We start from the raw sequence: 25,859 nt of genomic DNA, 5'->3' as shown, positions 1-25,859 counted from the left end.
GCCGGGCACGTAGCGGCTGTAGATGTCGATGATCACGTACAGGTAGTACCAGGTCCACTTGGCCGGCCCGAGCAGCTTGGTGATGTCCCAACTCCACACACGGTTGGGCTCGGTGGCGATCAGCTCGGGCTTGACCGTGGGCGGGTGGTTGGCCTGACGGCGACGGTCGCCGGTCTCGCCGCGTTCTCGCAGCAGCCGGTACATCGTCGAGATCGAGCACAGGTAGCGGCCCTCGTCCAGCAGCGTGGCGTACACCGACGCGGGTGCCTGATCGACGAACCGCGGTGTCAAGCTCGTCCTGCCGCACACGCGCTGCTGAGAGATCGACGGTCGTTGTGTCGACGCGGGCGCGGCCCGCATGAGCAGGACCATCGGTGTGGTCGCGGAGCGGGTGATCAGCTCGACGCGGTTCCCCTTGAAGGCCGGCAAGCAGCTGGAGTGCTCGCTTGAGGTCGTCGACCGCGACCTTAGCCTCTCCACCCAGTCGAGGGACGGGTGCTGAGAACCGCTCTCGTAGACGTGTGCCGGGACGCCGTGCGTGATGAGCTCATGGCTAAGACGTCGGCCTCGGTCCGGGTGGTGAACGTCTGGACCGTCCCTGTCCGCCGGTGCTCGAAGGCCTGCTGCTCCACCGGTTACCTCGTGGCTAGCGGGCTGGGGTGTACGACGCCGCGGGGTCGGGTGCCGGGAGGTGGTGTTTCGAACCGCCTGGGCCGGCGTGGCTACCGGTGGCGGTGTGGCTTTCCGCCCGCTGGCACATCGTCTACCGGGTGTCGTCGCAGAAGGCCGCGGACTTCCGCCGCTTCCTGTCGCGCCACGCCAAGTCCAACGGGATCGACGCGCTGAGGCTGACCCTGACCAAGCTTGCCGCTGATCTACCCCAGGGGGTTGCGCCCGATCGATCTACCGCAAGACACAGCTGCCGGCCTGCACCGGCGCGTGCGCACCTGGGCGCGGGTGACCGAGGAGATTGGAGACGCAAGGCCGGCGTCCCCGACCTCGCGCGGCAGCCGACTCCGCAGGTCGCGCGTTCATTGCATGCGCACTGCGGCCTATTAGGGCGGAGTTCGCTAGACTCGTCGAGCCAGTGGGCAGGAGCGACTATGGCTGACAGGACGAAACGGGCCCGCACTCGTCAGGTTACGGTGGATCCGGGTCAATCCGAGCAGGTCGACGAACTCCGAGATGCGGATGGTGAACCGGTCGATATAGTCGTCGTCGTTTCTCCGTGCGAGGGAAAGTCGCAACCGAACGTGGAGACGCGGGAGGGCGTAATTCGGTATGACCTGACCCCTGGGCAACATTGCACAGTGGAGAACGGATATTACAAGGCTGACGGTACACCAGTGCGGCTCGCCCTCCGAGCTAAACCGTGTGGCAACGCAGGTAAGCAGGGGAACGACACATCACCAACGGCGACACAGGGCCCGGAGAAACCAGACATAAGCGCGGATATTGCCGCGCCGGATGTTAGCGCACCCAATCCCAGAGGCGAGTCCTGGCAAGATATCGACGCACCCTTCTAGCTGGCCGCCCAGTGCCAAAGGAGGAGAGCGGAACTCCCACGAACGACTCGCTGACTCGAGCGGCCGAACGCCTGCGCGATTCAGCGAAGTGGCTAATCGTGTCCTTCGGGGCAGTCGCAGCAGCAGTCTTCGCGGGTGTCTCTGTATCCGACATTGGTAAACTTGACTTCACGACTCCCGGTTATCGTTTCTCGATTGCCCTCGCCGCAGGCACAACAGCGATCCTTGGAATCGCTGCGGCGCTCGCCAAGGCGATGCAACTGGCTGGGGCAAGTACGACCAGTCTCCAAGACCTCACTCGGCCAACGCAGCGGTACGAAGTCGCACTTCGCAAAACCCGGGAGGAGTTGGCACACGACCCGGCCTTGCACCCTTGGGACGGAAACGTCGCTGGGTTTATCAATGAATATCGGGACGCCTACGAGGACTTTCTTGACAGGGTTTTCGCCTACGCGGAGGATCCGAATCCGTCACCGGACGTCACAGACCTGCGAAAAGCGCAATTCCGACTTCAGGAACTACGTAATGTCGCTGGTCGTCTGCTAGGGACTACCGGCTTTATTCGACTCCAGCGGAGCTTCCGCTATGCACGGTGGATAATCGCAGGATGGCTCCTCCTGGCGGCTGCGGGTTCGGTGGCGTTCGCCTGGGCAGCCAGCCCTCCCGATGTGGAGCTGGCAGAGCTGACGACGCAGCCAGTGGTAGTGGCCTTCCACCCCGACGACGGCACCCTTGCGGCAATCAACCGTCAGACAACCGACACGTGCCGTGCTCGCGCCGAGGATCTCTCGGCAGTGGTCGTTCTGTCGTCGGACAAAGATAGGGGAACCGCAGAGATCATTACCCTTCCCCGCGCGGAGTGTCGACCCATACGCGCGACGGTCCCTCTCGCACAAGTGCGACAAGTTCAGTTCGGTGTCGGGGCGCCCTAAAACGCAGCGATTGGCCTAAAGACGTAGCCCCTGACGATAGTCCAAATGTGGGGTCTCCCGGCATAGGTGTGGGTCGCCGGGGCGGATGATCGGGGCGTGAGGGTGCTCTACGGGGGGTTGTTGGCGGTTGAGGTTGCTCGGTGCGACGCCGACAGACGCGCACGGACTCCAAGCCTTCCGGTCGTCAGCTTCCACACCTACTGCCGGCAACTGGACGCAGCAATGGACGACCATCCGCAACGTCGTAGAGTTACTCATGCGGACAGGCAGCCACGCGCCCGCCCGCCGTCCTGCTCGCTGCGCTCGATCCAAGCGGTACCGTCCCGCCCGCGTTTCGGAACCGGGGCAGCCCGGTCGCCGCCGCCCAGACTGTTCTGGCGGACCGTCTGGGTCCACACGCGTTCGCTGTCGAGACTGCCGCGGTACAGCAATGGGTGAAGCGCAGGGCTTGGTGGTCGTCCACACGCGTTAGTGGAACGATTCTCCGCCACCGCAGCGCCTGAGCCGGATGCCGCACAACCTTTGGCGCCGTTACCCCCCCGGGGACCCCAATGTGGAAGGCGACCGACCTGACGTAGCCCTCGCCGATCCTGCCAAACGCGCCGACGAGGGATCTTAACGCGCGCTGCCAGCGCAGGAGCGTGCAAACCTGCCCCACCGCCTGTCAACTTCGGCACATAAGCCTGTAGAAAGATCCGGTCGATCGCCCGGCATGCCAATGTCACCCGATCGCGAAGTGGTCAGGCCGAGGTCTGGCCCGCTCGCCGCATGGGCCGGGAAGCACGTGAAGGTCGAAAGCTTCCTTCACCGCGGGTGTGGACGGCAGTGGTAAGTAACCTGTTCGAGCAGGACAAGGGCCTGCCGCCGACCAGGACACAACGACGATGACCGACGAGCACACCGTCACGACCACCGACGACGCGACCAGCGCCGCTGCGCACCAAGCCGACACTGCGGCGTCCGTCAACGGCACGGCCGAGCGGCCGACAACCAAGGTCGTCGACGTTAAGCAGACTCCGCGGGCACTCATCATCACCGACGACGACGAGCTCGCAAGCGACCTCGCCCAGCTATTCCCCACCTCGAAGCGCGTCACCTACGCGGACAGCGTGCTGCAGAGCGAGTGGGACCTCGTTGTCTCCACCGAAGAGCTGCAACGTCCGCTCCAAGGCCGGCTCGCGGGCTTCCCCGACGACCACCTGTTCCTGATCACGTTCGGGGTGAATGACCTCGGCATCGCGGCGGTCAAGCCCACCATCGTCGTGGCGGACCCGAAACTGCGGTTCACCGACACGTCCATCGCCACGGAGTATGAGATCCCCGTAGTCAAGGACCCCCAGCTCCAACAGCTGATTGAGACCGACCTAGTCCCCGCCGTCCGGCAGCGCGCGCATCCGCACCGGGTAATCGGAACGAACTACCTCCAGCTCGGCGTCGACCAGGTCGAGTTCCAACCGCTGATGTGCACCAGCGACGGACGCGCTCTGGCCGGGCTGTACCTGCGCGGCGATCCCGACGCGATGGCCCTCGCGCTGCCTGCCGACGTGAGCCGACCGGTGGAGTGGGTCAAGTGGGCTCTCAAGCGGTTCCGTCAGCTCACGCCCGAACGGTTCGAGCAGATCCCCGGCTGGGAGCAGAGACCAGACTGGATGACCGCCACGGAACGGACCATCGCCGACGAACTCGACCGGGCCCAGAAGGAGCGCGACGACTACCTCCAGCAGTCCGACGCCCGTATCTCCGAACTCCGCGAGCAGCTGGCCGTAGCCGCAAACAACGCCGAACGGGGGCTCCGCCAGCTCTTGACCGGCAGGGGCGACCAACTCGTCGACGCTGTCGTCGACGTCCTTGACCGCTTTGGCTTCAAGGTCGAGCGTATCGACCCCGACGTCGACCCGAACAACAAGGTGGAGGACCTCCGCGTCCGCAACCCCGACGATTCCGATTGGGAAGCACTCGTCGAGGTACGCGGCTACAAGGGCGGCGCTCAACTCCACGACCTCATGCGAACCCAGCGGTTCCGCGACCGGTACATCGCCGACAGTGGCCGCCCGCCGTCCGCCGTGTGGTACATCGCCAACCAGTTCGCCGGCCAGGACCCCGACGGTCGACCACCGATTCTCTCCAGCCAACCGGAAGAGCTCGATGTATGGGCCGATAGTAACGCCGGCACGGCCATCGACACGACCACGCTGTTCACGCTCGCGGTCGACCGCGACCAGGGCGTTCGCACCGGCGCCGACGTCCGCACGCTTCTTGTCAATGCTGGCCAGCGGCTCGAACTGCAGTAGCCCCCGCGACACGTACCCAGCCGCAAGGCCCGACGACTTGTCACACCGGCGTGCTCTAGTGATCGCGCTGCTGGCGGCACGTCGAGCACGTGCGCCGTGACGCCATCAGCGCGCCGAACGGCTCGAGATCCGGGTCGCCGATCTCGAAACCCAGCTGCGCCAGGCGGGGGAGGGCCGGTGATGGAACCATGTACCCAGCACCGAGCAACTGCACCGCCAGGCCGCCGAAATTGCGGGGTTGGCCGACGCGGCGATCTTGTGAGGCGTTCTGGTGTTGGCGACGCCGGAGTTATCCATGGAGTGTGCCGGCAGCGCTGGCGCTGTGGTTGCCGCCCGGTCGCCGATCCACGACCGCGTCGAAGCTGAAGTCCGGCACTACATCGTCCTACCTTCCTGTGCTCGTGGCACACGTGAATTCAGGCTAGGGCGGTGGTGATCGCGACCGGCCTGCGCGCAGACGGACACCGTGAAGTCCTCCGGGTGGACATCGTGACAGCGAGAATGAAACCTTCCGGACCGAGTTCCACCGCGACCGCAAGGATCGCGGCCTGGACGGCGTCCAGCTGGTGATCTCCGACGTCCACGCGGGACTGCGCGACCGCCGGATCGCGGCCCGTGCAAGGCGCCGGCGTCGGAGCCACCCGATCACCACGAGGCGGTGGCGCCCAGCCACGCCGCCAGACGCTCGCGCTCGAACGCCTGCTTGCGGCGGAACTGCTCCTCGTCCGCGGGGATGAGCTGGACGTCGGGCGGGTCGGCGTAGAAGTCACCCTCGACGTAAGCGACCCGCCGGCCCGGCAGCTCGAGGAAGCAGTAGCCGTGACCCTCGTAGGTGGCCGCCTCGCCCCGTCCGAGATCCGCCAGGAGGTTGCGGGCCGCGACCTGGGCCTGCGCCGCTGCGAACACCCCGGCCTTGGGCAGCTGGCCCCCTGCGGTCGGGACCATCGTGCAGTCCCCGACGGCGTACACCCGCTCGTAGCCGGTGCGCAACGTGCCGCGGTCGGGCTCGACCCACCCGGAGGGCCCGGCGAGCGGGCTGCCCGTCACGACCGGCGGCGGGGCGCTGGCCGGGACCCCGAGCAGCACGGCGTAGTCGAGCTCCGCGCCGTTGCGGAACACGACCGTGCGGCGGTCGGCGTCCACGGCTTCGACGGCGTGCTCCGCACGCAGCTCGATGTCGCGCTCGCCCAGGTGGTCGGCGACGTACCGGCTGGCATCGGGGCCGGCAGCGGGCAGGGTGATGGGCTGCGGGGTGGCGACCGTGAGCGCGACCCGGTGGCGCGCACCGCGGCGGCGCAGCCGCTCATCGACGAGCAGGGCCGCCTCGTAGGGCGCCGGTGGGCACTTGAAGGGGCCGCCGAGGATGGCGACCAGCACGCGCCCCTCCTCGATGGCGTCCAGGTCCCGTTTCATGGCCGGCAGCTGGGCGGCGTCGTACAGGTCGTGGGCGCTGTCGCCCCGGAGCAGGTCGCGGTGCGACGAGGAGGGAACGGCGCCCAGCGCAACGACCAGACCGTCACCCGTAAGCGTCCCGTCGGCGGTGTTCACGCGGAGTCCCACCGGGTCGATGCCTGTGACCTCTGTCCGCACGAAGCGGACCCCGGCCCGTTCGAGGTCGGCGAGGGGCGCGCTGCCGCCCTCCAGCGGGCGCATGTCGGCGAGGTCCCACAGCTTGGCGAAGCCCATGTAGAAGCGGTCGTCACGCGCGATCAGCGTGATCTCGTCGCGTTCGTCCAGCTGACCGCGGAGTTCGCTGGCCGCGGCGAGCCCCCCGAACCCGCCTCCGAGGATCAGTATGTGGGCCATCGCGTTCCTGACGGTCGGTGCGCTCGAGGCTAGGTCACTCAAATCGCGAAGCGAGTGACGCTGCGAGTCAGGTGCGAGGAGCTGGCTGGAGGGTCGTCGCGGGCGCGTGCTGCCATCCGCACCGATGCGAGCGCATCACCACGCGTACCCTGACGCCCGTGGACCAGCAGGAGATTGGCGAACTCCTCCGGGCGCGCGGTCACCGGGTGACGGCGCCGCGGCGCGCCGTGTGGACGGCTCTGCGGGAGTCCCCCGACCACCGCACCGTGGAGGACCTGGCGACCGCGGCGCGGCCGCCACGACCCGCCCGCCGACGGCGATCAGGTCACCGAGGAGGCCGGCATAGAGCTTTACGTCTCCCAGGAGGTCGCCGGACCCGCTCGCCGAGAGCATGATCGACGTGGAGAACACCGGCCAAGGTGCACAGCTCGTGGTGAAACCCCAACAGGAGTAGCGCGTGCAGGTCGCTGCCTGGCTCGTCCACCCTCGCGGCGACGTCCTTGCTCAACGGCAACCGAACGTGCCGCAGATGGCGTCATCATCGAGCCATAGGCCAGCCTGGAGCCCACCGACGGCCAAGATCGTCAACGAAGCTGATATCGCCTCACGCTGGCTTTCCGTGACACCAACACCGGCTCTACGCCACTGAGCGGAGGACCGCACCGAGGTAGGCAGAACGACGGTCACAGGACGTCTCGGAGAGCTCTCCGCCGACGTGGAAACTACGGCTGTGCGCGCTGTTGAGATGGGCAGCAACTTCAACTGTTGCGCCAGAGGACCGCACGAGGACCCTGTCTGTCAGGTTGGTGGTGGCCCTGCTGACCTGGGCGCGTTCCGTCGACAACGTCGCTGAACCGAGATTCGCTTCGCCAGGCAACTGGCGGACGAAGCGCCTCGCACGGCCGCGCCGACGCGGCACCTGCACGACGCGGTGGGCGACGCGATGACCCGTCCACTGCCGTGGCTGTCTCGGACAGCAGCGTGGTCGCCCACCGCACGCTCAATTCCCGCAACAGCGACGAGTCTTCGGTGTCGGGCCACGCTGGCAGCGTCGCGATCGGCCGGGCCGATGCGCTCGCCCGCCGGCCAGACGAACGTCGCCTGATTGGCTGGCCGCTCTCGCCGGAGTGGCCCGCAGCGGAGCAGCTCCGTGATCCCAAGCACCTCGACCACCTCCTCGGCGCCTGTGGAGCTCCGCGCCGGATGAGGCCGGTCAGCTGGCCGAACCGCCCAGATCTTGGCTGTTCGGGCTGCCCTGGGAAGGGCTGTTGATGCCGCCCGGGCGACGCCGCTGTGTCGGAGCCGGCGGCTAGTGAGGCCCGCCGCGCTTGTCGTCTCAGCGGGGTTCGACGCTCTGTTTCACTAGAGCCTCGACCTCCGACGCGCGGTACGGCGGTGACCGCCCAGTGTGCGGATGGCCGTCAGCTTCACCGCTTATGCCCACCGGGTGACGGTCTTGGGGTTGATCCCGAACCGCTTGGCGACCTCTCCGGGCGTCAGCAGTTCGTCGTTGTGCTCATCTGGGTGTTGCACCGCCGACCTCCTCTGACGTGGCGTCTTGTAGGAAGTCGGCCTCCCGACGCCATGCCTGTCTCGGTCTGGCTGCACATTGAAGCTCCTGACGACGAGTACGACCCCGAGGTCGCCGACACCGAACGCCGGCTTCCCCCGACATGACACCGGACGACACTCCGACCAAGCCAGCGCTACCGACGGCTCGAAGGACCGGGTCCGTTACTCGCTCGAGTCCGTGGACACAGGTGGCAGCCAGGTGAGGACGACGACCGAACTGAACCCAATCAGAGCCCCGAACCGCGCGCCCAACCAAGAGAACGAGGAGTCCGGACGTAGTACGTGTGTAGGCCGGCGGGGTCGTTCATGAGGTGCCCGAGAGCTAGGGCGCTAGCGCCAGCTGCCAGGAGGGCTGCAGCCACGCGTTGCAGCGACCCACGCCGTGGGACGGAAGGCGCCGATCCCGACGGGCGATCGGAGGATCGGTGGTGTCTCCATGTGACGGGTGTCGTCAGCGGGCGTTCGACGGCATGGTTACGTTGTGTGAGGTGACGGTCGCGACGAAACTGGCTTGGCCCAACAGACTCCAGCCCAGGAAGGGACGCGAGGTGCCGTGGACGCTTACCAGATCGCCGGCTGGACGGGCGAAATCCGTGCCGTGTCTTGGTCCCGCCGCGGCCGCGATGCACGACCGCATGGCGTCCGCCTCAAACACTGTGGAGTAGACGACCGATCGCCGGTGTGGCTCGAGACGCACCAGATACAGCGCACGTCGATGAGAGTGGCCAGGTGGTTGTCGCGCTCCCGGCCCGACGACCTCACACATTTTCTTTCTGGTCCTCCTGCCACATCCGTGGGTCATATCAGGCTCGTCCGGGGAGGGCGGGGCGGTGGCCCCCGAGGGCGAGCATCGCCAGAGCGATGAGCGCTTGGGGTGACTTGAACCCGTAGGCGACGCGGGTCAGCACGCGGATCTTCGTGTTCGTGCTTATCCGGAGCTGGGCACGGGCACGGCCCTCTGACCTCGGGGTTTGCGTCAGCAACATGTCGCTGACGGTCTCGAAGAAGCTCAGCTGCACGGCCCGATGGTCGAAGCGGAGGCTCGTGTAGTGACACGTTCGGCGCGCTGGTTGCCAAGGAGTGTGGCGATCTGTTCGCGCAGTTTGTTGTTCTCGTCGCGCAGGGCGCGGTTGTCGCCGAGCAGGGTCTCGAGCCGTCGGCGGAGGGACGGCTCGGTGGCGCGCTCGGCCGCCGGCATGCGTGACTGTGCCGACTCCTGGTTGGCGTCACGGAGGCGTTGGATCTCGGCGCAGATGTCGGGGTCGCGGTAGAGCCACGAGCGTGAGACACCGGCTTCGTCGGCGACGGCCGCGAAGGTGATCTGGGTCCCCGAGGCATCGAGGTGCCGCAGCGCCTCGGCGGCGCGTTCGCGGGTCTCGGTGGAGCGGCGGGCGGCGGCAGTGAGCAGGTGGACGCTGTTGTCAGCGATCACGGTCGATCTCCTTGGGCTTGGATCGTCTCGAGCGCGGTGACGATGCGGTCGAGGTTCGTGGCGACCTTCCGGTGGTTGTCGACGAGACGGGCGTTGCCGGCATGCTCGACGGCGGCGAGCAGGTCGATGGTCTCGTCGCGCTGGCGGCGGTGGATCTCGAGGAACTGCGGCGTGGTCTGGAAGTCGGGGCAGGTCAGGCAGGCGTTGGGGTGCGGGCAGTCCTGCTGCGGAGGACGTCCGCAATAGCCGTTGGGCAGGCTCGCCTGGACACGAGCGACGTTGTGCTTGATCCATTCGGCTTCCGCAGCGGGCGCGTCGGGGTCGAAGTCGAGGCGCTGCCCGTGGATGTCGACGCGCCGGCGCTGGTAGTCATCGAACGCCGCGCGGACGGTGGTGTCGTGGATGTGCGCGTAGCGGGCGGTCATCTGGGGGGTCGCGTGTCCGAGCAGCTTCTGGACCACGTGCTGGGGGACGCCTTGGTTGATCATGCGGGTGCCGAGCGTGTGCCGGAACCGGTGAGGGGTGACGTGAACCGGCAGGTCGGCCTCGTCACGCAGGTCGATGTCACGCTCCCAGCGCTTGAGTCGCTGCCGGAAGGTGGCGTCGCTGAACGCACGCAGACCGTCGGGGTTGCAGTGCGGCGAGGGAAACAGCTGCGGTGGCGGCTCGCTCCATCGCTCGCGGAGGTGGACCTGCTGGTCACGAATCGCCTCCGCGGCCGCCGCCGACAGCGGCACGAGCTGCTCTGCGCGCATCTTGGTGTTCATGTAGCGCAGGCACGGCCAGCCGACGGAGTCGTCGATGATCGGGTTGAACGGCAGACGGCACGCGTCGGTGATGCGCAGGCCGGTCTCGATGATCACCACGAGCAGATTGCGGGTGGTGTCGTCAGGCAGCAGCGCGAGGTTGTCGGGGTCTTCGAGCTGGGTCATGACGAACTCGTCGATGAAGCGCGGCAGCTCCCGAGGACGCGGTGGAAGCTCGTCGAGGTAGACGGCCGCGTGCGTGTTCAGACCCGGCAGCCAGCCGTGACGACGGCAGCTCTCGAGGAACCCGCGCAGACACACAAGATAGGTGTTGATCGGGTTCGCCGACAGGTGGGAGAAGCCCAGCCAGGAGATGTAGTGCTCGATGACCTCGCGGGTCAGGGCCGTCTCGTCGGTGACCTCGGGATGCTGCTCGGCGAGGAAACGTGAGAAGAAGTGCAGCGAGCGGACCTCGATGTAGACGGTCCCGAAGGCCTTGCCGGTGCTCAGGCGGAACCGCGCCCAGCGTTTGGCGGCGGTGCGTAGCCACAGGTGGGTGATCGAGTGGAACTGCATGCTGCGTGGAGGGCGGCTGATCGGGAGCCCCAGGATCTCGGCGCGCCACACGTCGCGGGCGAACTCGCTGTCGGCGTCGGTGCCCTCGTAGAGGTCGACCAGCCGCCGGTGGGCGTAGCGCAGCTGCCCGACCGTGCGGGACCCCCGTCTCGCCAGCCCGCTGCCGATAGCGTTCCCGAGCCAGTCGCCGACAGCATGGTCGAGCAGCGAGTCGGCGCTGCTGTTGGCGAGCAGCTTGACGAACTGGCGGATCATCTCGGGCATCAGACGTGACCCGCGGTCGTCGTGACGGCACTGGATCGAGTAGGCGACCTCCAGTTGCATCTGGCGACGATCGTGGAGGGCTCGAAGATCGAACGTGTCGGCAAGATATGAGGTCACCCGCGGGGTGATCGCCGCGGCCGTCGCCACAAACTCTGCCACATCTGGGCCGCCCTGCTGGAGCCAACGCTGGTGGTGGCCCCCGCACAGTCCCCGCGCCCAGGATCCTCGCTCACACCCTCCGACCTGGCAACGTCCACGGCCGAACACCGGATCGTCAGGGTCGATGGGGATCAGCTCGACCTGGAACTCGGGACGCACCACCGTGACAAGCTTGGCCAGCAGCGACCCGTCCGACGGCTCGGGCAGTGCGATCAGCGGCGCGGTCACCCGTTCGTCTCGTCGGTGGTGGGGTCGGGGGCGTCCCAGATGCCGAGACGGACCAGCTCGGCACGGACGTCCTCGACGCTCAGATGCACGTATGTCTCGCTCGTGGTGACCACCGACCGGTGCGTGAGCATCGTGGAGACCACCTCGATCGGCACCCCGGCGCGGATCAGCTCGGTCGCTCGCGTGTGACGCAGCATGTGGGGGGTGAAGAAGACCCCGGTCCGCTGCCGCAGACGCCGACCAGCTTGGCGACCGCCTGGTAGCGCAGCGGCCGGCCCACCGGCTCGGCGAACAGGTTGACGAACACGTAGTCGCAGTCCAGCTCGCCGTACTCGACATGCATGTAGTCGCTGTAGAGCCGCGCCAGCGGGACCGAGATCGGCAGGGTCGTCTCCGTGCGGGTCTTCGCTCTCGCGCCGTTGGCGTTGTCGCCGCGGGGGACGATGGTCACCTCACAACGCCGGGAGACGAAGTCCGAATGGCGCAGGCCCAGTGCCTGGCCGACGCGCATCCCGGTCTCGGCGAGCAGCGCGAACAGGAACCGGTCGCGCAGCCTGTCGCAGGCGGCCAGGATCGCGGTGACCTCCTCCAGCGTCAGCGTGCGCGGCAGCCGCCGAGGCACCTTGAGCTTGACCGGCCGGGTCGGGATCGGCCGCCCGGCGGTGACGTGATGGAGGAACGGCTTGTAGCCGCCGCGCGGCACCCGTCGCCACGCCACCAGACTCTCCGCGAGCTCCACGCCCGCCCGGGCGTGGAAGTCGTAGAAGCCGAACACCGCCGCGAGATGCCGGTTGACCGTCGCCTCCGACCGGCGGGCGGCGCTCTCGTCGAGCACGACCACATTGTCGGCCGGTGCCCGCAGCCAGCGGACGAACTCCGAGACGTCCTCGACGCCTGCCGCGTCCCACGAGACGTCACGCGGGCCGAGGAACTCGAACCACAGCCGCAGGCTGTGCGCGTAGGCCTTCACCGTGTTGGGCGACCGCTCAATCGCCGCGAGATGCGCGAGGAACCGCTCCGCCGGCTCCACCGGCACGAGTTCGTCGTCGACCACGGTCCACGACTCAGCACCAGACACCGGCATCACCAGCCGCTGCACCCGCACCGTCTCGCCTTCCGGCTCGACCGGTAGGGCGAGTCGAGTTGGTGTGTTCTACACGCCCGCCCTCCCTGCGCCGCGCACGTCGTGCACGCACTCCAGAGAAGGTGTCGCTGACGGACTCACGCGGCCCCGTCAGCTACATCGACGACACGACTTCCGGCGCTGGAGAGAATCGTGCTCTCGATAAGTCCTTGGGACAGCCCGTGGTCGAGGGCCGCGTCGATCGCGGCGCGGTGTTTGACGATGCGTCGTTGGAGTGAGACGAACGCGGGGATGCGGCAGTGTCGCGCCCAGGAGATCCACCGGTCGAGCGCTTCCTTGCCGGCCTCGCCCTTGAGCTGGAAGACCAGCCGCAGGCCCTCCTTGAGCAGGTAGGCGCGATGTAGTCGCGGGTCTGTCTTGGGACCCACGCCAGCTTCTCGCGCTGACGTGCGGTGAGGTTCTCGGGGTTCTTCCACAGCGCGTAGCGTGCATGCTTGAGCAGCCTCGCTTCGCCGCTCGCCCGTCCGGCGGTGCGACGGTTGACCGCGCCGCGAGCCTCGTTCCACGCAGCACGGCGGACCTCGTCGAGCGCGTCGGTGGCCCACCGCACCACGTGGAACGGATCGGCGCACAGCACCGCACTCGGGCAGCGTTCGGCGATCACCGTCGCGATCCAATCGGCTCCATCTGCCGATACGTGAGTGATCTGAGCGCTTCTGTCCTCACCGAGCTGGTCGAAGAACCGTTGCACCGTCGCCTTGTCCCGACCCGGTGCGGCCCACACCAGACGGCCGGAGTCGTGGTCGACCACGATCGTCAGGTAGCGGTGCCCGCGCTTGTAGGAGATCTCGTCGATCCCGATCCGACGCAGGCCCTCCAGCCGATCCACCGTCGCGTCGATCTCGTCGCCGACCCTCGTGACGATGCTGCCCACCGTCCGCCACGCAATCCGCAGCAGCTCGGTGACCACCGTCTTTGAGCACTGCAGCGCCAGCCACGCTGCCGTGTCGTCGAAGTCACGCGTGTGGCCTGCGCCGTGACGTGCCCACGGCACCGCGGCGACCACCACCCCGTGCGTCCGGCACACGACCCGAGGAGCGTCCCCCTCCAAAAACACCTTCACCGTGCCCAGATCCAAACCTCGCCAGCGGCGTCGACCCTCCCCGCCGTCGTAGCCCGGCGACCGTCGACCGCACCTACCGCAGCGCTGTCGGGCACGAGCGTTGGGTCGCACGTGGGCGACCACGACCCCGGCGTCGTCGTCGAACTCAACATCCTCGAGCACCGTCTTGGTGCACAAACCCAGCAGTCGCCGCCATACCCTGAGCATGCGCCGTCTCCTTGCGTGTCGCTTCCAGCCCTGAACAGCCGGAAACGTACGCGGGAGACGGCGTACTACCTACATCGATGTCGTTCCACACCCACGGATTGGGCAGAAGAGCCACATTTCTGCCGTCGGATGCTCGGCCACGCCGTCGCCGACCTTGCCGTCAACCAGACCAGTGGCGACCCCCGGGCGGCCTCCCGACGGCTGCATGACCTGCTTCCGGAGGGCGAGCGGATCTACCAGGATCGTGTGTGGACGAACGTCGAGGTCCCGACCGGAGCGACCACGGCCGCATTTCAGGTTCGCGGCCTTGAAGGCTCGGATGGGTGGCAGTCGCGAACACCGGTCAACACTTCGTGGGCGCGTATGCCGCGGGTGACGCACCAACGTGGAGCGAGTGGGCTCTGGAGTTCGTGGACGTGCCGGTGATCCGGTATGACCGCCGCGGAGCTTGACGGCCACAACGCGGTTTGTAACCGCGGAGCCGATACAGCACGGTGGGGGGAGCAGGGAACCGGCGCTACTACTCGGGAGCGAAACGCGGTACTTCGCTCACCCTACCGTCTGCCGCAACACGGAAGTTGCGCCAGTTCTGCGTTGTGCCGGAGCTCGGGAACTTGGACGCCACCGAAGCCGACGGCAGGTCACTCGCGGTAGGCATCGACGTGTAGATAAAACCACGCATGGTGACGAGCTCGATGCTGGCCGACGCCGGTGAGCGCGACCGCGTCGAGGTCGTCGATGGGCGATGTTGGCGGCCTCGTCCTGGGCTAGCAGCAGCGACGGGGACAGCGGTCCGCCACTCTCGTGTGCGCGCTGGTACACCGCCGACACGATGGTGTGCAGCAGGGCGGTGAACACCGGCCGCACGGGTTTTGCTCGTCGTAGGCCCCCATGTTCACACAGCTGTCGTTCAATCCGACGGCAGTCGCGCGCTGGCGGGACCACTCAGGCTTCGATGGCCAGGTCTACGCCGGTGTGATCGTGCTCGCCAGCGACAAGATGGCGCACCGCCTCGCCGAACTGATCCCGGGATTCGACGTCCCCCACAAGACCCTTCGACGGCTCCGTCAGAGCGGTTCTGCGGGCGTCGACATCGCAATCGAGCAGATCCAACGACTCCGAGATGACGGAGCCGTCGACGGCGCCACCTCATCCCCGCTCGACGCTACCGCCAAACCGCCGAAGCGCTGGAAGCTGCAGGCATCTTAAATCTCGCGCTCTCATGAGGAGGACGTCCGGCACCGAGGAATGTCTTCGGCGGTGGCGGTAGCCAGCACAAGCGGTGCGACACCGCGCCTGGGACTGGGTATGACGATAACCCTGCGATCCAGCCAGCTTCCAGCCCCTCCCCTCGCCGCGACCCCCGATGTCAGATGCATCGAACTCGCTGTCGTCGAATACGTCACTCCACCAGCGGCAAATCAGCCTGTCCGCGAAGGATGAGCGCCTGCCGGTGGAGCTCGGCGGCGCGAACCGGGTCGCGGGGGTCTGGTGCTAGCCCTGGCCTGCGAGCGTTCCGGAGTTTGGGCAGAACAAGACAGGCCTAGGGCAGCTTCTTGATTTGGAAGTTGCGGAACTGGACCCGTGAACCGAAGTGGTGCGCTTGTAGGGCGAGGTGGCCGGAGCCCTGTCGCGAGCTCTCGAAGCTGTTGACGGGCACGCCGTTCAAGGTGACGGTAATCCTGGGGCCGTTGGCTTCGATGAGATAGGTGTTCCACCTGCCGACAGGCGCCGACGGAAACGAGCTCGGGCCTTGCAGGGGGTACACGGCCCCGGTTCGGTGGATAGCCGCACGATCGGGGGCCCCGAACTCGTCGATCTGGATCTCGTGGCCTTTGCGGTCGGCCTCGCCGAGTGCGTTTGAAACGTCGGGAGGCGGGATGCGGATGTAGACGCCGGAGTTGTCGTCGATGCGAGCCACGCGCCAGTCCAGAGCGAGCACGAAGTTGGAGAATTGCTCTTTCGTATACCAGTAGAGGCCGTAACCGCCGAAGGTTTCCCACACGGGTCCGAACCGCTGCATCTTCGGGCCGGGCTGGTTGCTTGGCGGCGCGGCGACCATGCGCCAGTCGTTGGCGTCGAGCGATAGCGGGGTGAAGCCGGGCAGGGCGTCGGGGGCGGCGGCGGCCCGGACGATCGCCCCTGCCGTGCGGCGGGCCAACGTCAGCCCGGTGAGTGAGGGGTTGGCTGAGCCGAGGGTGGGAAACGTGGCGGGGCCGACCGCGTAGGCGTTGCGCAGGTGGTGAAACTTGCCGTCGAGGTCGGTGAAGGAGGACCCCGGGTTACCCATGAACAGCGTTCCCGCCTCGTGGTGGGTGGTCCCCAACACGTCCTGCCAGAAGCCGCGGCCGTCAGGACCAGGTTGGGGTTTCTGGGGCTGCCACTGATTGGCAGGCTTGTTCCAGTACTCGATGTCGGTCGGAGAGCCGGCGAGCTGGGCGGCGAGCGCGAAGCTGGCCTCGTCCATGTCCGCCCATAGGTCCCGATCATTCTTGGTGGCCACCAGGTTTACGTAGGCACGGCGCATCCCCCACTCGTCGGTCTCGTTGCTGAGATCGATCCAGCTGCGATCTACCTGCGGAGGGATGGAGCGGTCGTCTTCCATTTCCCCGATTCCCCGAAGGGTGAGTGTGATCCACGTGGGGTCCTGGTTTGCTTTCATCTCGTCGAGCAGGTCGATGTCTGGCACCTGCTGCCACATGTTTTTCTCGGAGTCGACAGCGCCGACTGCCCCTGCCGTGACTTGGATGTGGAAGCGCCGGCCCCGCGACTCGCCGCGGACCAACAGGGCTGTGGTCTCAAGGTCGCGGGGCGGGCCGGCGGGAAGGCCAAGAGCGGTTCGCTTGATCCTCACCACGATGTTGCTTCGCAGGTGGGCCATGAGGTTGCCGAGACGGGAGGATCCAAACTGTGCTGAGCCGACCCCGAGGGATTCGAGGGCGAGGCGACTGGCCTCGATCGTGCCGCTGGCTACCACCACAGCACATGTGGGATCCACCTGCAGCGACCTGCGCTGTCCGTCGACAGCGAGCTCGATGGTCGTGACCGTGTCCCCAGTGGTGCCAAGGGCCAGGACGTGGGCCCGGGGAAGGATGAACAGCCGCCGGCTCCGATCGCCGTAGGTCCGCATGTGCTCCTCAGCGTCGGCCCGTACGGCGTCGACAAAGAAGGGGCCGCTGCTGAACTTGTCGAACGAGAAGAGGCCGGGACCGGGGCTCTCACCTTGGACGGCCAAAGGGGCCTCTTCGACACGCACCACCTTGCGAACTTTAGGTGCGGCGGCCTCGAACGCCTGCTTCAGGGTGTCGTGAAAGTCGCCGCTCATGTAGTCGGCGACCGTGGCGGTGCCGATCTCGTTCTCGATCCGGACGTAGGCCGCCGGCGTCGCTGCGCTCCCCACCAGGTAGTCGCGCATCTCCTGGGGCCAGTTGGCCAGGTCAGCGGACTCCAGTCGAGGTGACCAGCCCCCGAAGAACAGCGATCGTCCGCCAAGGCAGTAGGCCAGGCCGGTGAACGCCTCGTTGCTGATCCAGGGGATGCCCCAGATGACGTTGTGGGCGCCGGTCCCGTCTTCTTTGGCTCGGGCGTATCTCGGACCGCCGATCGAGCCGCCCAGCCGCCGGGGGATGTTCTGGATGTGGGTACTCAGCAGGAACGCTCCGGCATCGAGCAGCAGAACCCGCAACGCCTGGCCGCCACCCCTCCAGTAGAGCTTGGTCGCACAGTAGGCACCGAACATCCCCCCGCCGATGACGACGGCGTCGAAGGGGAACCCGCCGTCGCTCAGCGCCGCCTGGATCTCCTCCCAGTCATTGCAGATGTAGCGCCCGAGCACGTCGTGGCTGAACTTCGTGTCCTGAACCTGGACACGGTCGGAGGGATCGGGTGAGGCCACAAGTCGGGGAAGGTCGGGCGGGTTCTTCGGCATGAGACTTCCTGACATGGTCGGCTTGGTGTTGGTGGGTGGGGACCCGGACGGCCGCTGCGCGGGGCCAGATCCTACCCTTGGGGTGTGCAACTGCCCGTCGTCGGCCACTTCGACATCAATAGGGACGCCGTCGGCTCCGTCGGCCTCGATGCGGTAGGTGGTTCGCATTCATGATCTCGTGAGCGCGGTAAAGTCGAGGCGCACCGTCTCGGTCGGCCCCACGATGTTCATGGCATGTTGCTCCAAAGCGGTACTCAACCGGGCCAGACGTTCGGTGACAGCTTCCGGTCGTTACCGCCCGAGCGACGTGTCTTATTTCATCGCTCTCCTCGCGGGCACAGCCGCGATGCGCATCCGCCGCCGATAAGTGGCATCCAAGCCACGTCGGCCTGGCGCAGTCCGCCCATACCCGGCCACGTCGGACTGTAGCTGCTACAGCAGGGGCAACGTCCCTCCCGACGTGCCTCCCCAGCGCGATCAAGTCCGCTGGTCGCTCTCGGGCACCACGGATGCCATTTGCCGGGGCCGAAGTGAATAGGCGAACCTGCCGGTCGTGACCACCCAGCCTCCCGTCGCTCAGCCGGCGCTCGTCTTCGACGACGTCATCGTGGAACGGGCAGGTCGTCGCGTGCTCGACGGGGTCAGCGGCCAAATCCCTGAACGTTGAGTCACGGTGATCGCCGGGCCATCCGGTGTCGGCAAGACCACTCTCCTGCGGCTGTGCAACAGGCTCGAGGTCCCCGACCAAGGCCACGTCCTCTACCGCGGCCGCGACATCGCCAACCTCGACCCGCTGCGGCTGCGCCGAGAGGTTGGGATGGTGTTTCAGACCCCGGCCCTGTTTGGGGGGATGGTCCGCGACAATCTCGCCGTGGCCGACCCCCATGCCGGCCACGACAAGTACGCCGATCTGCTACGCCGTGTCTCACTCGACCCGACGCTGCTCCACCGTCAAGCGGGATCGCTGTCCGGCGGGGAAGCCCAGCGGTTAAGTCTTGCCCGGACTCTCATCACCGGCCCGCAGGTCCTGCTCGCCGACGAGCCCACCTCAGGCCTTGACCTCACTCCCAGGCTTGCCTTCGAACGTCTGATCCGAGGACTCACCAACGATGGCCTGACCGTGGTCTGGGTCACCCACGATCTCGACCAGCTACGGCGCCTCGCCGACCACGTCCTGGTCCTGATTGCCGGCCGCATTGCCTACAGCGGCCCACCCGACCGCCTCGACCACATTCGCGCACTCGACCGTTTCCTGTCAGGAGACCCCGATGCCACAAGGTGACGTTAGCTTCCTCGGTCTCGCGCTCTCGCTGGTCCTCGTCGCGGTCGCGATCGCCCTGTCACTGTGGCAACGGCTGGGCCTGGAAGGCCGGATCGCCTGGGCTTCAGTCAGGGCCATCGTCCAGCTGCTGCTGGTCGGCTCCGCACTGACCCTCGTGATCGACCCCGCCACGCCACTGTTCTGGTCGTGGCTGTGGATCGCCGGCATGACGGTCTTCGCCGGCGACGTCGTCCGCCGCCGCGTGCGCGAAGCCCAGGGCGTGTTCAGCCTGGCCGTGGTGGCTTACCTCGCCTCGGCCGCAATCACTCTTACCACGCTGTTCGGGCTCGGAATCTTCCCCCTGGAGGGCCGCACGCTCGTGCCTCTGGGCGGGCTGATGGTCGGCAACTCGATGAACGCCACCGTGCTCGCCGCACGCCGCGTCATCGAAGAGATCCGCGACAAAGCCCACGAAGTCGAGGCCCGGCTCGCGCTCGGCCACCCCTACCCCCAGGCAGTTCGCCCCTATCTGGCTGCCGCGCTGCGTACCGCGCTCATCCCACAGATCGAAACCACCAAAGCTGTCGGCTTCGTCTTCCTCCCTGGAGCGATGACCGGCTTGATCCTCGCCGGAGTACACCCACTCGACGCAGTCCTCGTCCAAGCTGTGGTGATGTTTCTGGTACTGGGCGCGGCCGCCACCACGACCACCGTGATCGGACTAGGCCTCATCCGCCGCCTGTTCACCCCCGACCACCGGCTGCGGCCGTTGCCACGCCCTGCCCACGGCTGACCAGGCCAGACGTCACCCCAGCATCTGGACTGCAGCGAGCTCTAGGATCGTTGACCGACCGGCTGGCCGGGCCGGCCGCTCGAAACTCGGCGAGGAGGCCGGAGCAAGGCTGCCTCTCAGGCGGGGCTGTCAGGGAGCGGCGTAGCGAAGGAGCTTTCCGCCGCTTTGATCACAGGTCCAGTAGTGGCCGAGATCGTCGGCGGTGAGACAGTGGCCTGCTTCCGGCGACGTCGCCATCCGGATCGGTTTGAGGTCGCCCTGGGGTGTCGCTTCAAGTGTGGCGATCTCGGGCCCGGGATCCGCGCGCAGGTAGAAGTGGCCTGATGGCGCATGCGCCATCAGGGCCTCATCCCCTTCCACCGAGTAGGTCCCGAGGCGTGTGCCGTTGCGGTCCACGTCCAACAGGACGGCCTTGCCGTCTCTGGCACAGCCCGCCAGGATCAGGCCCCGTTGCTCGTCCAAGGCCGGGATGCCATGCGTGTCCCCGCACCCGGTCGCCCATCGGCCCACGAGCTCGCGGCGGTCCACGTCGATCACCACGACGCTCCGTCGGAGGTCTGGGTGTACCCGCGCCGGCGAGGGGTGCTCGTCACCAGGCCTTCAGGTCCCCCAGGGATAGCTATGAAGGCCATGGAGACAAGCGTGGGAGCATCCGGCGTCCCTATCGTGAAGATCTCGATGCCGGCTTGGTTGCCCTTCTCGGTCACCCAGACCTCACCGGTCGCTGGAACGTAGCGCACGTAGTCGGGGGGCGCAGCGGTTGCCGCCGAGGCCACCAGGCGCCCCGACGCCGGGTCGACCAAAGCGATGGTGGATTTGTCCCGATCCGCGACCAGGACCATCCCCTCGCCCTCTGCCGCGGAGTAGACGGCCCCTAGGCCCTCGAACCTGGTCGCCTCGCCAGTGTGGGGATCCACGAGGTACAGACCCGCGTCGAGGGCCGGCACCAGAACCCGCTGAAGCCGAGAGGAGTAGGTGAGGTCGTCGAAGTTCGTGGGGCGATCCAACCCCGCAAGCTCGATGACCATGTCGGCGCCGGCGCGCTCCGGTGCATCCCGAGGCCCACATGCGGAGAAAAGACAACGACTCCAAGGATTACGACCCCGACAGCCCAATTTCGCCACCTGGCCCTACCGGTGCCGTGAGCACCCAGATCACGCATTCGCACCATCCTCCTATCATCCGGGCGAAGGACAGGCCGGCCTGCCGCGGCCTCGTTCGCCATCGCCCCCAGTGACGCCCGTCGCTTCGGAGCCGGTGTGTACTGTCTCCAGCGCCTGTTCGTCGAGGCGGCGTGCAACTGGATGTTGTCGTTGTTCTCATGCGCCCTGTCAGGAGCGCAGCGGGTAGAGGGCGAGCCCGAGCAGGGCTGCGGCCACCGACGATGACAGGCTCGGGGACGCGGCGCCCAGCGAGATCTTTCCACAGTACGAGGTAGGTGGCCACGGCGATGGTGAGGGTGAGCGGATCGGAGATGGAGCGTTTGCCCAGCACCGCTACGGCGCCTGCGATGGCCCCGACGGCGGCGACGGTGATGCATTGAACCGCGGCGGTCAGGGCGGGCAGCCGACCGTAGCGGCGCAGCAGCGGGGCGGGGAGCACGGTGAACAGATAGCAGGGGAGGAATGTTGCGAGGGCGGCGACGGTGGCGCCGGGCAGGCCGGCGATCAGGTAGCCGATGAAGGCCACGGTGATCACCACCGGACCGGGGGCGATCAGGGCGACAGCGACGGCGTCGAGAAACTGCTGTTCGGTCAGCCACTGGTGGTGTCGGACCACGCCGCCGAACAAGAAGAGCACGATGGCCAAACCGGAACCGAACACGAACGCGCCCGCCTTGCCGAAAAACCAGGCGATGTTCACCAGCTTGTGGGACGAGGCGAGGGGAGCAAGGGGGAGGGTGAGGCCAAGCGTGATCGGGGCACCGAGCCTCGGAAGGTGGAGCGGCCGGCAGATAGCGTTGTCACAGATCCGCGAAATGCGGTACTTCGCGCATCAGCGTCCGGTGTCAACGCGGTAGTTGCGCCAGAAGGCCGTACGAGAACGCGCGTTGCAGAACCCTCTTGGGTCAGGAGCTAACCCTCAGCCCAGACAGCGCGGACGTCATCGAGCAGATGAGTCTCGATGCCACCCTCGTCGGTCGCTTCTCGAAGATGATTCGTCGGGGGAACTTCTTCGCGAATGGCGTGAGCAGCGCAGCCTGCTGCCCGTCACGCTGCTCGGCGGGCACGAGCAGGACGTCATCGCCGCCGCGGGTCGCTTCAGCGACGACCAGCACCCCGTCGGACCCTTCCCGGCGGACGAGGTCCGGGAGTACCTCGCCGAAGAAGTGCCGCTTCTGCTCCTCGTTGCGGTAGCCGCCGATCGTGACCGCTGAGAAGGCCCGTCTGCACGGCGATGCAGATATCGTACGGGGCGCTCGGAGGCCCATTCTACGTAGCCGCCGTTGCGATGATCGCCGCAGAAGTGGCTGGCGCGGGACTCACGCTGGCGGCGCCTCTCCCTTGGAACCACCGTTGCGTTGGAACCATCGTTCTTTGGGCGGCGTCGGACAGCGCGAGCCTGTATGCCTAACTGGCGACGACCATCGGGGAGAAGCGAGTTGGCGACGCGGGGTGCGATGGCGGTGGTGGCCGGTGTGGCGGTCCTGGCGGTGGCTTGCGGTGGGTCACCTACTGGCGCGCCTTCGGGGTCGCCGCCCGGAGTCAGCGATGCTGGCAGCCAAGGTGACGCCGCAGCACCGGGTGAGGTTGCTCACGAGCTGCTCGGGGTGCAGCAGTCGGCGGGGGAGATGGGCGTCATCGCGCACGCGACGGACGAGGATCGTTACGCCGAGCTGTGGGAACGGTTCTCCCTTGAGAAGGCACCGCCGTCGGTCGACTTCGACGAGTACGTCGTGCTCTTCTATGCCCGCGCCGAGGACGGCTGTCCAGACGAGATCGGCGACGTCCGCCTCGATGGCGATCGGCTGGTCGTGGACTGGCGTCCGCCGGCCGGGGGGTGCATCCAGCCGTTGATCCCGACCGCCTTCGCGCTCGCCGTGCACCGTGCGACCGTCCCGCAGACATTCGTGGCTTTCCTTGAGGGGTTCGCTGGGGACTACGACGACGTCGAGCACCTCGTCGAGATCCCCGCCTACGAGGGCGCGGAGCCTGCGGACGCCCCGGCCCGTCCGGCTCCGCCTGCTCCCACGACGGCGACGGGCACGGTCGAGCTCCCACCCCAGGGACAGGCAGCTGCCCGGACCTTGGACGACGGCAGCCGCGTGTGGGTGGTCCACCACGATTATGGTGAGGTCAGCGTGCTGGCCGCCGACGCTCTGGCGGATGTTGAGTCCGAAACGCTGGTGGTCAGCGGCCTGCGCACGCAGGTCGGTTGGTATCCGGCCGCTCGTCGCTTTAGCGGCGGAGGGTGGTATGACGAGTACGGGGTCAGCCTGCGCGGCCGTTCAGGATCGAACCTCGACTGGTACGAGCTGGCGGTGAGCGGATCAGAGGTCACCGTCGGCCAGCGCGTCGGGCCCGTACCGTTCCAGCGGCCCCTCGGCAACGGCCCTGCGGCTGGTGACGGCCAGCCCGAGATGCCAGACCACCCACGCGAAGTGACCGCGGTGCGGCTAGACCAAGCACGGCAGCGACCTGACGGATCGGTCGTCGTGATCAATGCTGCCTTGGTCATCTACGGCGATCATCCCCCGCGGCTGTGCGTCGCGCCGGAACCACCGGAGCTGTGGGACTGGCAAGGCTGCCCGAGTGATGCCCCGACGCCGGTGGGCATCACCTTCGATGAGCTTGATGCCGACTATATGTGGATCTGGCACGGACCCTTGCGGGCCCGCGTAACTGACCGTGGCTTCGCCGACGTCACCCTGTTAGGTGCTGGCCACTCCGGAGGTCGGATCGAGAATTGATCTGCAGTGTGCCCCCTACGAATAGTGTCCCGGGAAGTGGTGTGATAGGTAGCCGTTCAGCGTGCCGTGGTGATGGTGCGCGTGACACCGTCCGTGTTCACGGAGCGTGAGGCTGCAAGAAGGAAGACCACCGCGTCATCCTCGAAGTGTCGAACAGCGAGGAGAACACGGTGGCCATCAACCAGTTTGACCTACTTGAGCTCGTTCGCAAGGTCGACGACGACCAGGCGGACATCGACTTCCTGCGCGAAGGGATCCGTGTGCTGGCCCAAGCGCTGATGGACGCGGACGTCACCGCGCAGATCGGCGCCGGCTACGGCGAGCGCAACCCCGATCAGCGTGCCACGCACCGTGGGTCTTCCCCTCGGTGGTGGGTGACGCGGTCTGGGATGCTTGGTGAAGACACGTACGGCCTCGATGCTCGAGGTGCCTAACCAACCGAGCAAGCGAGGCCGTACGCATGTCCCACGCTACCCCTGTCCAGGGGTGGAGCGAGCTGCTGCTCGCCCTGCCCGAGTTCCACCTCCTATACGCCCACGTCGACGAGCGCGGCGAGCTGGTCGCCGATGTCGAGTTGCCCCGAGCCGTCCAGGCGTGCCCGCGCTGTGGCGTGATCGAGGTCCATCGGATCCACGACTGGCGCTTCCATACGGTGCGGCACCTGCCGGTGGCGGGACGCGCGTGCCGGGTGCGGTGGCGCAAGCGGCTGCTGGTCTGCGTCGCCGGCTGCGGGACCTTCGCTGAGCGCACCTCCTCGGTCGCGCCCGGGGCGGTGTGGTCGCGTGCGGCCGCGCGCGCGGCGGTGGCGATGTCGCAGGCCAACGTCCCGATCGACACGATCCGCCGGGAGTTCGGGGTCGGTTGGAACACGGTGATGCGCGCGGTGATCGCCGCCGCCGAGCGGCTCGAGCGGCTGCGCCCGCGCCGGGTGGGGATCGACGAGACGGTGATGACCACCGGGCGGCTGACCACTCGGCGGCGTGAGTTCCTCACCGCGCTCGTCTGCCTCGACACCGCGCTGGTCGTCGCGGTCACCCAAGGCCGCGATCGGGCGTCTGCGGCGCGTCTGCTGGCCGAACACGCCCCCGACGCGCAGGTCGTGGCCTGCGATCTGTTCTCGGGGTTCAAGTCCGCCGCGGACACGCTGGGTGGCGCGGTCGTGGTCGCCGACGTCTTTCATCTCGTGCGGCTCGCGCTGCAGGTGCTCGACGAGGTACGGCGGCGTCGGCAGCAGGAGATCCACGGTCACCGTGGCCACAAGGACGACCCGCTGTTCCGCCTGCGTCGGCTGCTGCGCGTCGGCCAAGAACGCCTCGATGCCACCACGGTCGACAACATCTTCGGACGGCTCCGCGCGGCTGACGGTGACGACGAGGTCGCCTCCGCCTGGGTCGCGGTCGACCTGCTTCGACGCATGTACCAGGCCCCCGACCGCGAGACCGCCCACCGGCGGCTGATCGACTTCTACGAGTGGGCCGTCGAGGTCAACGTCGAGGAGGTAACCCGATTGGCGCGCACGATCGACACCTGGCAGGACGAGGTGCTCGCGTTCTTCGACACCAGGGCATCGAACGCGGCCACCGAGAGCGCGAACGTTAAAATCAAATCGGTCCGTCGAGCCGCCCGCGGCTTCACCAACTGCGGCAACTACCGCGCCCGCATCCTTCTCCACGCCGGCCAGCCGCGTAGGCTCCCCGCCACCCCGAGAATCAGGTCCTACGTGCTCACCGCCGCGGCTTGACCCACCTCAGTGGGAAAGACCCACCGAAACGGCTACCGCGATCGGCGGTGGGACACCCGGGCGGGCACGGTGGCGCTTCGAATCCCGAAACTGCGGGAGGGCAGCTACTACCCCCAGTGGCTGCTCGAGCCGCGTCGGCGGGCGGAGAAGGCGCTGGCCAGCGTGGTGATGCAGGCCTACGTCGAGGGGGTGTCGACCCGCCGGGTCGATGACGTTGCTCGTGCGATGGGCGTGGAGGGCATCTCGTCGTCGCAGGTGTCACGCATCTGCAAGGACCTCG

General features: G+C 67.3%; 16 protein-coding genes and 8 pseudogenes. 11 read left to right on the top strand and 13 right to left on the bottom strand.

Going from position 1 to position 25,859, the window contains the following annotated elements:
• Positions 1–285 (bottom strand): annotated as a pseudogene (locus KY462_15405) (IS3 family transposase).
• A gap of 73 nt (positions 286–358) precedes the next feature.
• Between KY462_15405 and KY462_15400 the strand changes: the two are divergent.
• From KY462_15400 to KY462_15385, 4 genes and pseudogenes are all read left to right on the top strand, one after another.
• A complete protein-coding gene (locus KY462_15400; GenBank protein MBW3579085.1) occupies positions 359–502 on the top strand; it encodes a hypothetical protein in 144 nt (47 codons plus the stop codon).
• Between the two features lie 1,035 nt (positions 503–1,537).
• Positions 1,538–2,458 (top strand): hypothetical protein, encoded by a 921-nt coding sequence (locus KY462_15395; GenBank protein MBW3579084.1) that lies wholly within the window; start codon positions 1,538–1,540, stop codon positions 2,456–2,458.
• 884 nt (positions 2,459–3,342) lie between these two features.
• Positions 3,343–4,749 carry a hypothetical protein gene (locus KY462_15390; protein ID MBW3579083.1) on the top strand — a complete coding sequence of 469 codons (1,407 nt, stop codon included), beginning with the start codon at positions 3,343–3,345 and terminating at the stop codon, positions 4,747–4,749.
• A 491-nt stretch (positions 4,750–5,240) separates the two neighbouring features.
• Positions 5,241–5,486 (top strand): annotated as a pseudogene (locus tag KY462_15385) (transposase).
• Here the strand turns inward: KY462_15385 and KY462_15380 are convergent.
• The 7 genes and pseudogenes from KY462_15380 to KY462_15350 form a co-directional block, all read right to left on the bottom strand.
• The gene (locus tag KY462_15380) at positions 5,395–6,555 is read right to left on the bottom strand and encodes an NAD(P)/FAD-dependent oxidoreductase (GenBank protein MBW3579082.1); all 1,161 of its coding nucleotides are present in this window, start codon (positions 6,553–6,555) and stop codon (positions 5,395–5,397) included. The pseudogene KY462_15385 and the gene KY462_15380 overlap by 92 nt on opposite strands.
• A gap of 1,336 nt (positions 6,556–7,891) precedes the next feature.
• Positions 7,892–8,088: pseudogene (locus tag KY462_15375) on the bottom strand (BldC family transcriptional regulator).
• Positions 8,089–8,930: 842 nt separating this feature from the next.
• Positions 8,931–9,056 (bottom strand): annotated as a pseudogene (locus tag KY462_15370) (transposase).
• An 80-nt stretch (positions 9,057–9,136) separates the two neighbouring features.
• Positions 9,137–9,559: a transposase gene (locus KY462_15365; protein MBW3579081.1), complete on the bottom strand. Its 423-nt coding sequence runs from the start codon at positions 9,557–9,559 to the stop codon at positions 9,137–9,139.
• Positions 9,556–11,532, bottom strand: coding sequence for a site-specific integrase (locus KY462_15360; GenBank protein MBW3579080.1), 1,977 nt, complete (start codon positions 11,530–11,532; stop codon positions 9,556–9,558). Before KY462_15360 ends, KY462_15365 begins: the two co-directional genes overlap by 4 nt.
• Positions 11,529–12,616: pseudogene (locus KY462_15355) on the bottom strand (site-specific integrase). Before KY462_15355 ends, KY462_15360 begins: the two are co-directional and overlap by 4 nt.
• A 194-nt stretch (positions 12,617–12,810) precedes the next feature.
• A pseudogene (locus tag KY462_15350) lies at positions 12,811–13,946 on the bottom strand (ISL3 family transposase).
• Positions 13,947–14,837: 891 nt separating this feature from the next.
• Here KY462_15350 and KY462_15345 point away from each other — a divergent pair.
• Positions 14,838–15,155, top strand: coding sequence for a hypothetical protein (locus KY462_15345; GenBank protein ID MBW3579079.1), 318 nt, complete (start codon positions 14,838–14,840; stop codon positions 15,153–15,155).
• 334 nt (positions 15,156–15,489) lie between these two features.
• Here KY462_15345 and KY462_15340 read toward each other — a convergent pair whose 3' ends face one another.
• Positions 15,490–17,874 carry a DUF1080 domain-containing protein gene (locus KY462_15340; protein MBW3579078.1) on the bottom strand — a complete coding sequence of 795 codons (2,385 nt, stop codon included), beginning with the start codon at positions 17,872–17,874 and terminating at the stop codon, positions 15,490–15,492.
• A 553-nt stretch (positions 17,875–18,427) separates the two neighbouring features.
• On the opposite strand from KY462_15340, the pseudogene KY462_15335 reads away from it, so the two are divergent.
• Positions 18,428–19,156, top strand: a pseudogene (locus KY462_15335) (phosphate ABC transporter ATP-binding protein).
• Positions 19,143–19,928: an iron export ABC transporter permease subunit FetB gene (gene fetB, locus KY462_15330; GenBank protein MBW3579077.1), complete on the top strand. Its 786-nt coding sequence runs from the start codon at positions 19,143–19,145 to the stop codon at positions 19,926–19,928. The pseudogene KY462_15335 and the gene fetB overlap by 14 nt, the downstream one beginning before the upstream one ends.
• A 129-nt stretch (positions 19,929–20,057) precedes the next feature.
• On the opposite strand, the gene KY462_15325 is transcribed toward fetB, so the two are convergent.
• From KY462_15325 to KY462_15310, 4 genes and pseudogenes are all read right to left on the bottom strand, one after another.
• Entirely contained in the window at positions 20,058–20,465 is a 408-nt protein-coding gene (locus tag KY462_15325; protein ID MBW3579076.1) for a hypothetical protein, read from the bottom strand.
• A complete protein-coding gene (locus KY462_15320) occupies positions 20,462–20,956 on the bottom strand; it encodes a hypothetical protein (protein MBW3579075.1) in 495 nt (164 codons plus the stop codon). The genes KY462_15325 and KY462_15320 overlap by 4 nt, the downstream gene beginning before the upstream one ends.
• Positions 20,957–21,259: 303 nt before the next feature.
• Positions 21,260–21,794: pseudogene (locus KY462_15315) on the bottom strand (chromate transporter).
• A gap of 202 nt (positions 21,795–21,996) precedes the next feature.
• Positions 21,997–22,359, bottom strand: coding sequence for a hypothetical protein (locus tag KY462_15310; protein MBW3579074.1), 363 nt, complete (start codon positions 22,357–22,359; stop codon positions 21,997–21,999).
• A 171-nt stretch (positions 22,360–22,530) separates the two neighbouring features.
• Here KY462_15310 and KY462_15305 point away from each other — a divergent pair, with 171 nt between their 5' ends.
• The 4 genes from KY462_15305 to KY462_15290 all read left to right on the top strand — a co-directional run.
• Entirely contained in the window at positions 22,531–23,838 is a 1,308-nt protein-coding gene (locus tag KY462_15305; protein ID MBW3579073.1) for a hypothetical protein, read from the top strand.
• Positions 23,839–24,008: 170 nt separating this feature from the next.
• The gene (locus tag KY462_15300) at positions 24,009–24,272 is read left to right on the top strand and encodes a transposase (protein MBW3579072.1); all 264 of its coding nucleotides are present in this window, start codon (positions 24,009–24,011) and stop codon (positions 24,270–24,272) included.
• 26 nt (positions 24,273–24,298) lie between these two features.
• The gene (locus tag KY462_15295; GenBank protein ID MBW3579071.1) at positions 24,299–25,579 is read left to right on the top strand and encodes an ISL3 family transposase; all 1,281 of its coding nucleotides are present in this window, start codon (positions 24,299–24,301) and stop codon (positions 25,577–25,579) included.
• 9 nt (positions 25,580–25,588) lie between these two features.
• A partial coding sequence (locus KY462_15290; protein MBW3579070.1) for a transposase occupies positions 25,589–25,859 on the top strand: 271 nt, incomplete at its 3' end.

This window comes from Actinomycetota bacterium, from assembly GCA_019347675.1.
Taxonomy (GTDB): domain Bacteria; phylum Actinomycetota; class Nitriliruptoria; order Nitriliruptorales; family JAHWKO01; genus JAHWKW01.
The sequence above is the reverse complement of the archived record's forward strand: the minus strand, read 5'-3'. Positions and strand labels throughout refer to the sequence as shown.

What these genes read in the sequence shown, in the direction of transcription:
- KY462_15295 (MBW3579071.1), top strand. Translation starts at nt 24,299, where the DNA reads ATGTCCCACGCTACCCCTGTCCAGGGGTGGAGCGAGCTGCTGCTCGCC.
- KY462_15320 (MBW3579075.1), bottom strand. Translation starts at nt 20,956, where the DNA reads ATGGTCATCGAGCTTGCGGGGTTGGATCGCCCCACGAACTTCGACGAC.
- KY462_15380 (MBW3579082.1), bottom strand. Translation starts at nt 6,555, where the DNA reads ATGGCCCACATACTGATCCTCGGAGGCGGGTTCGGGGGGCTCGCCGCG.
- KY462_15390 (MBW3579083.1), top strand. Translation starts at nt 3,343, where the DNA reads ATGACCGACGAGCACACCGTCACGACCACCGACGACGCGACCAGCGCC.
- KY462_15310 (MBW3579074.1), bottom strand. Translation starts at nt 22,359, where the DNA reads ATGGGCCTCCGAGCGCCCCGTACGATATCTGCATCGCCGTGCAGACGG.
- fetB (MBW3579077.1), top strand. Translation starts at nt 19,143, where the DNA reads ATGCCACAAGGTGACGTTAGCTTCCTCGGTCTCGCGCTCTCGCTGGTC.
- KY462_15400 (MBW3579085.1), top strand. Translation starts at nt 359, where the DNA reads ATGAGCAGGACCATCGGTGTGGTCGCGGAGCGGGTGATCAGCTCGACG.
- KY462_15340 (MBW3579078.1), bottom strand. Translation starts at nt 17,874, where the DNA reads ATGCCGAAGAACCCGCCCGACCTTCCCCGACTTGTGGCCTCACCCGAT.
- KY462_15345 (MBW3579079.1), top strand. Translation starts at nt 14,838, where the DNA reads ATGTTCACACAGCTGTCGTTCAATCCGACGGCAGTCGCGCGCTGGCGG.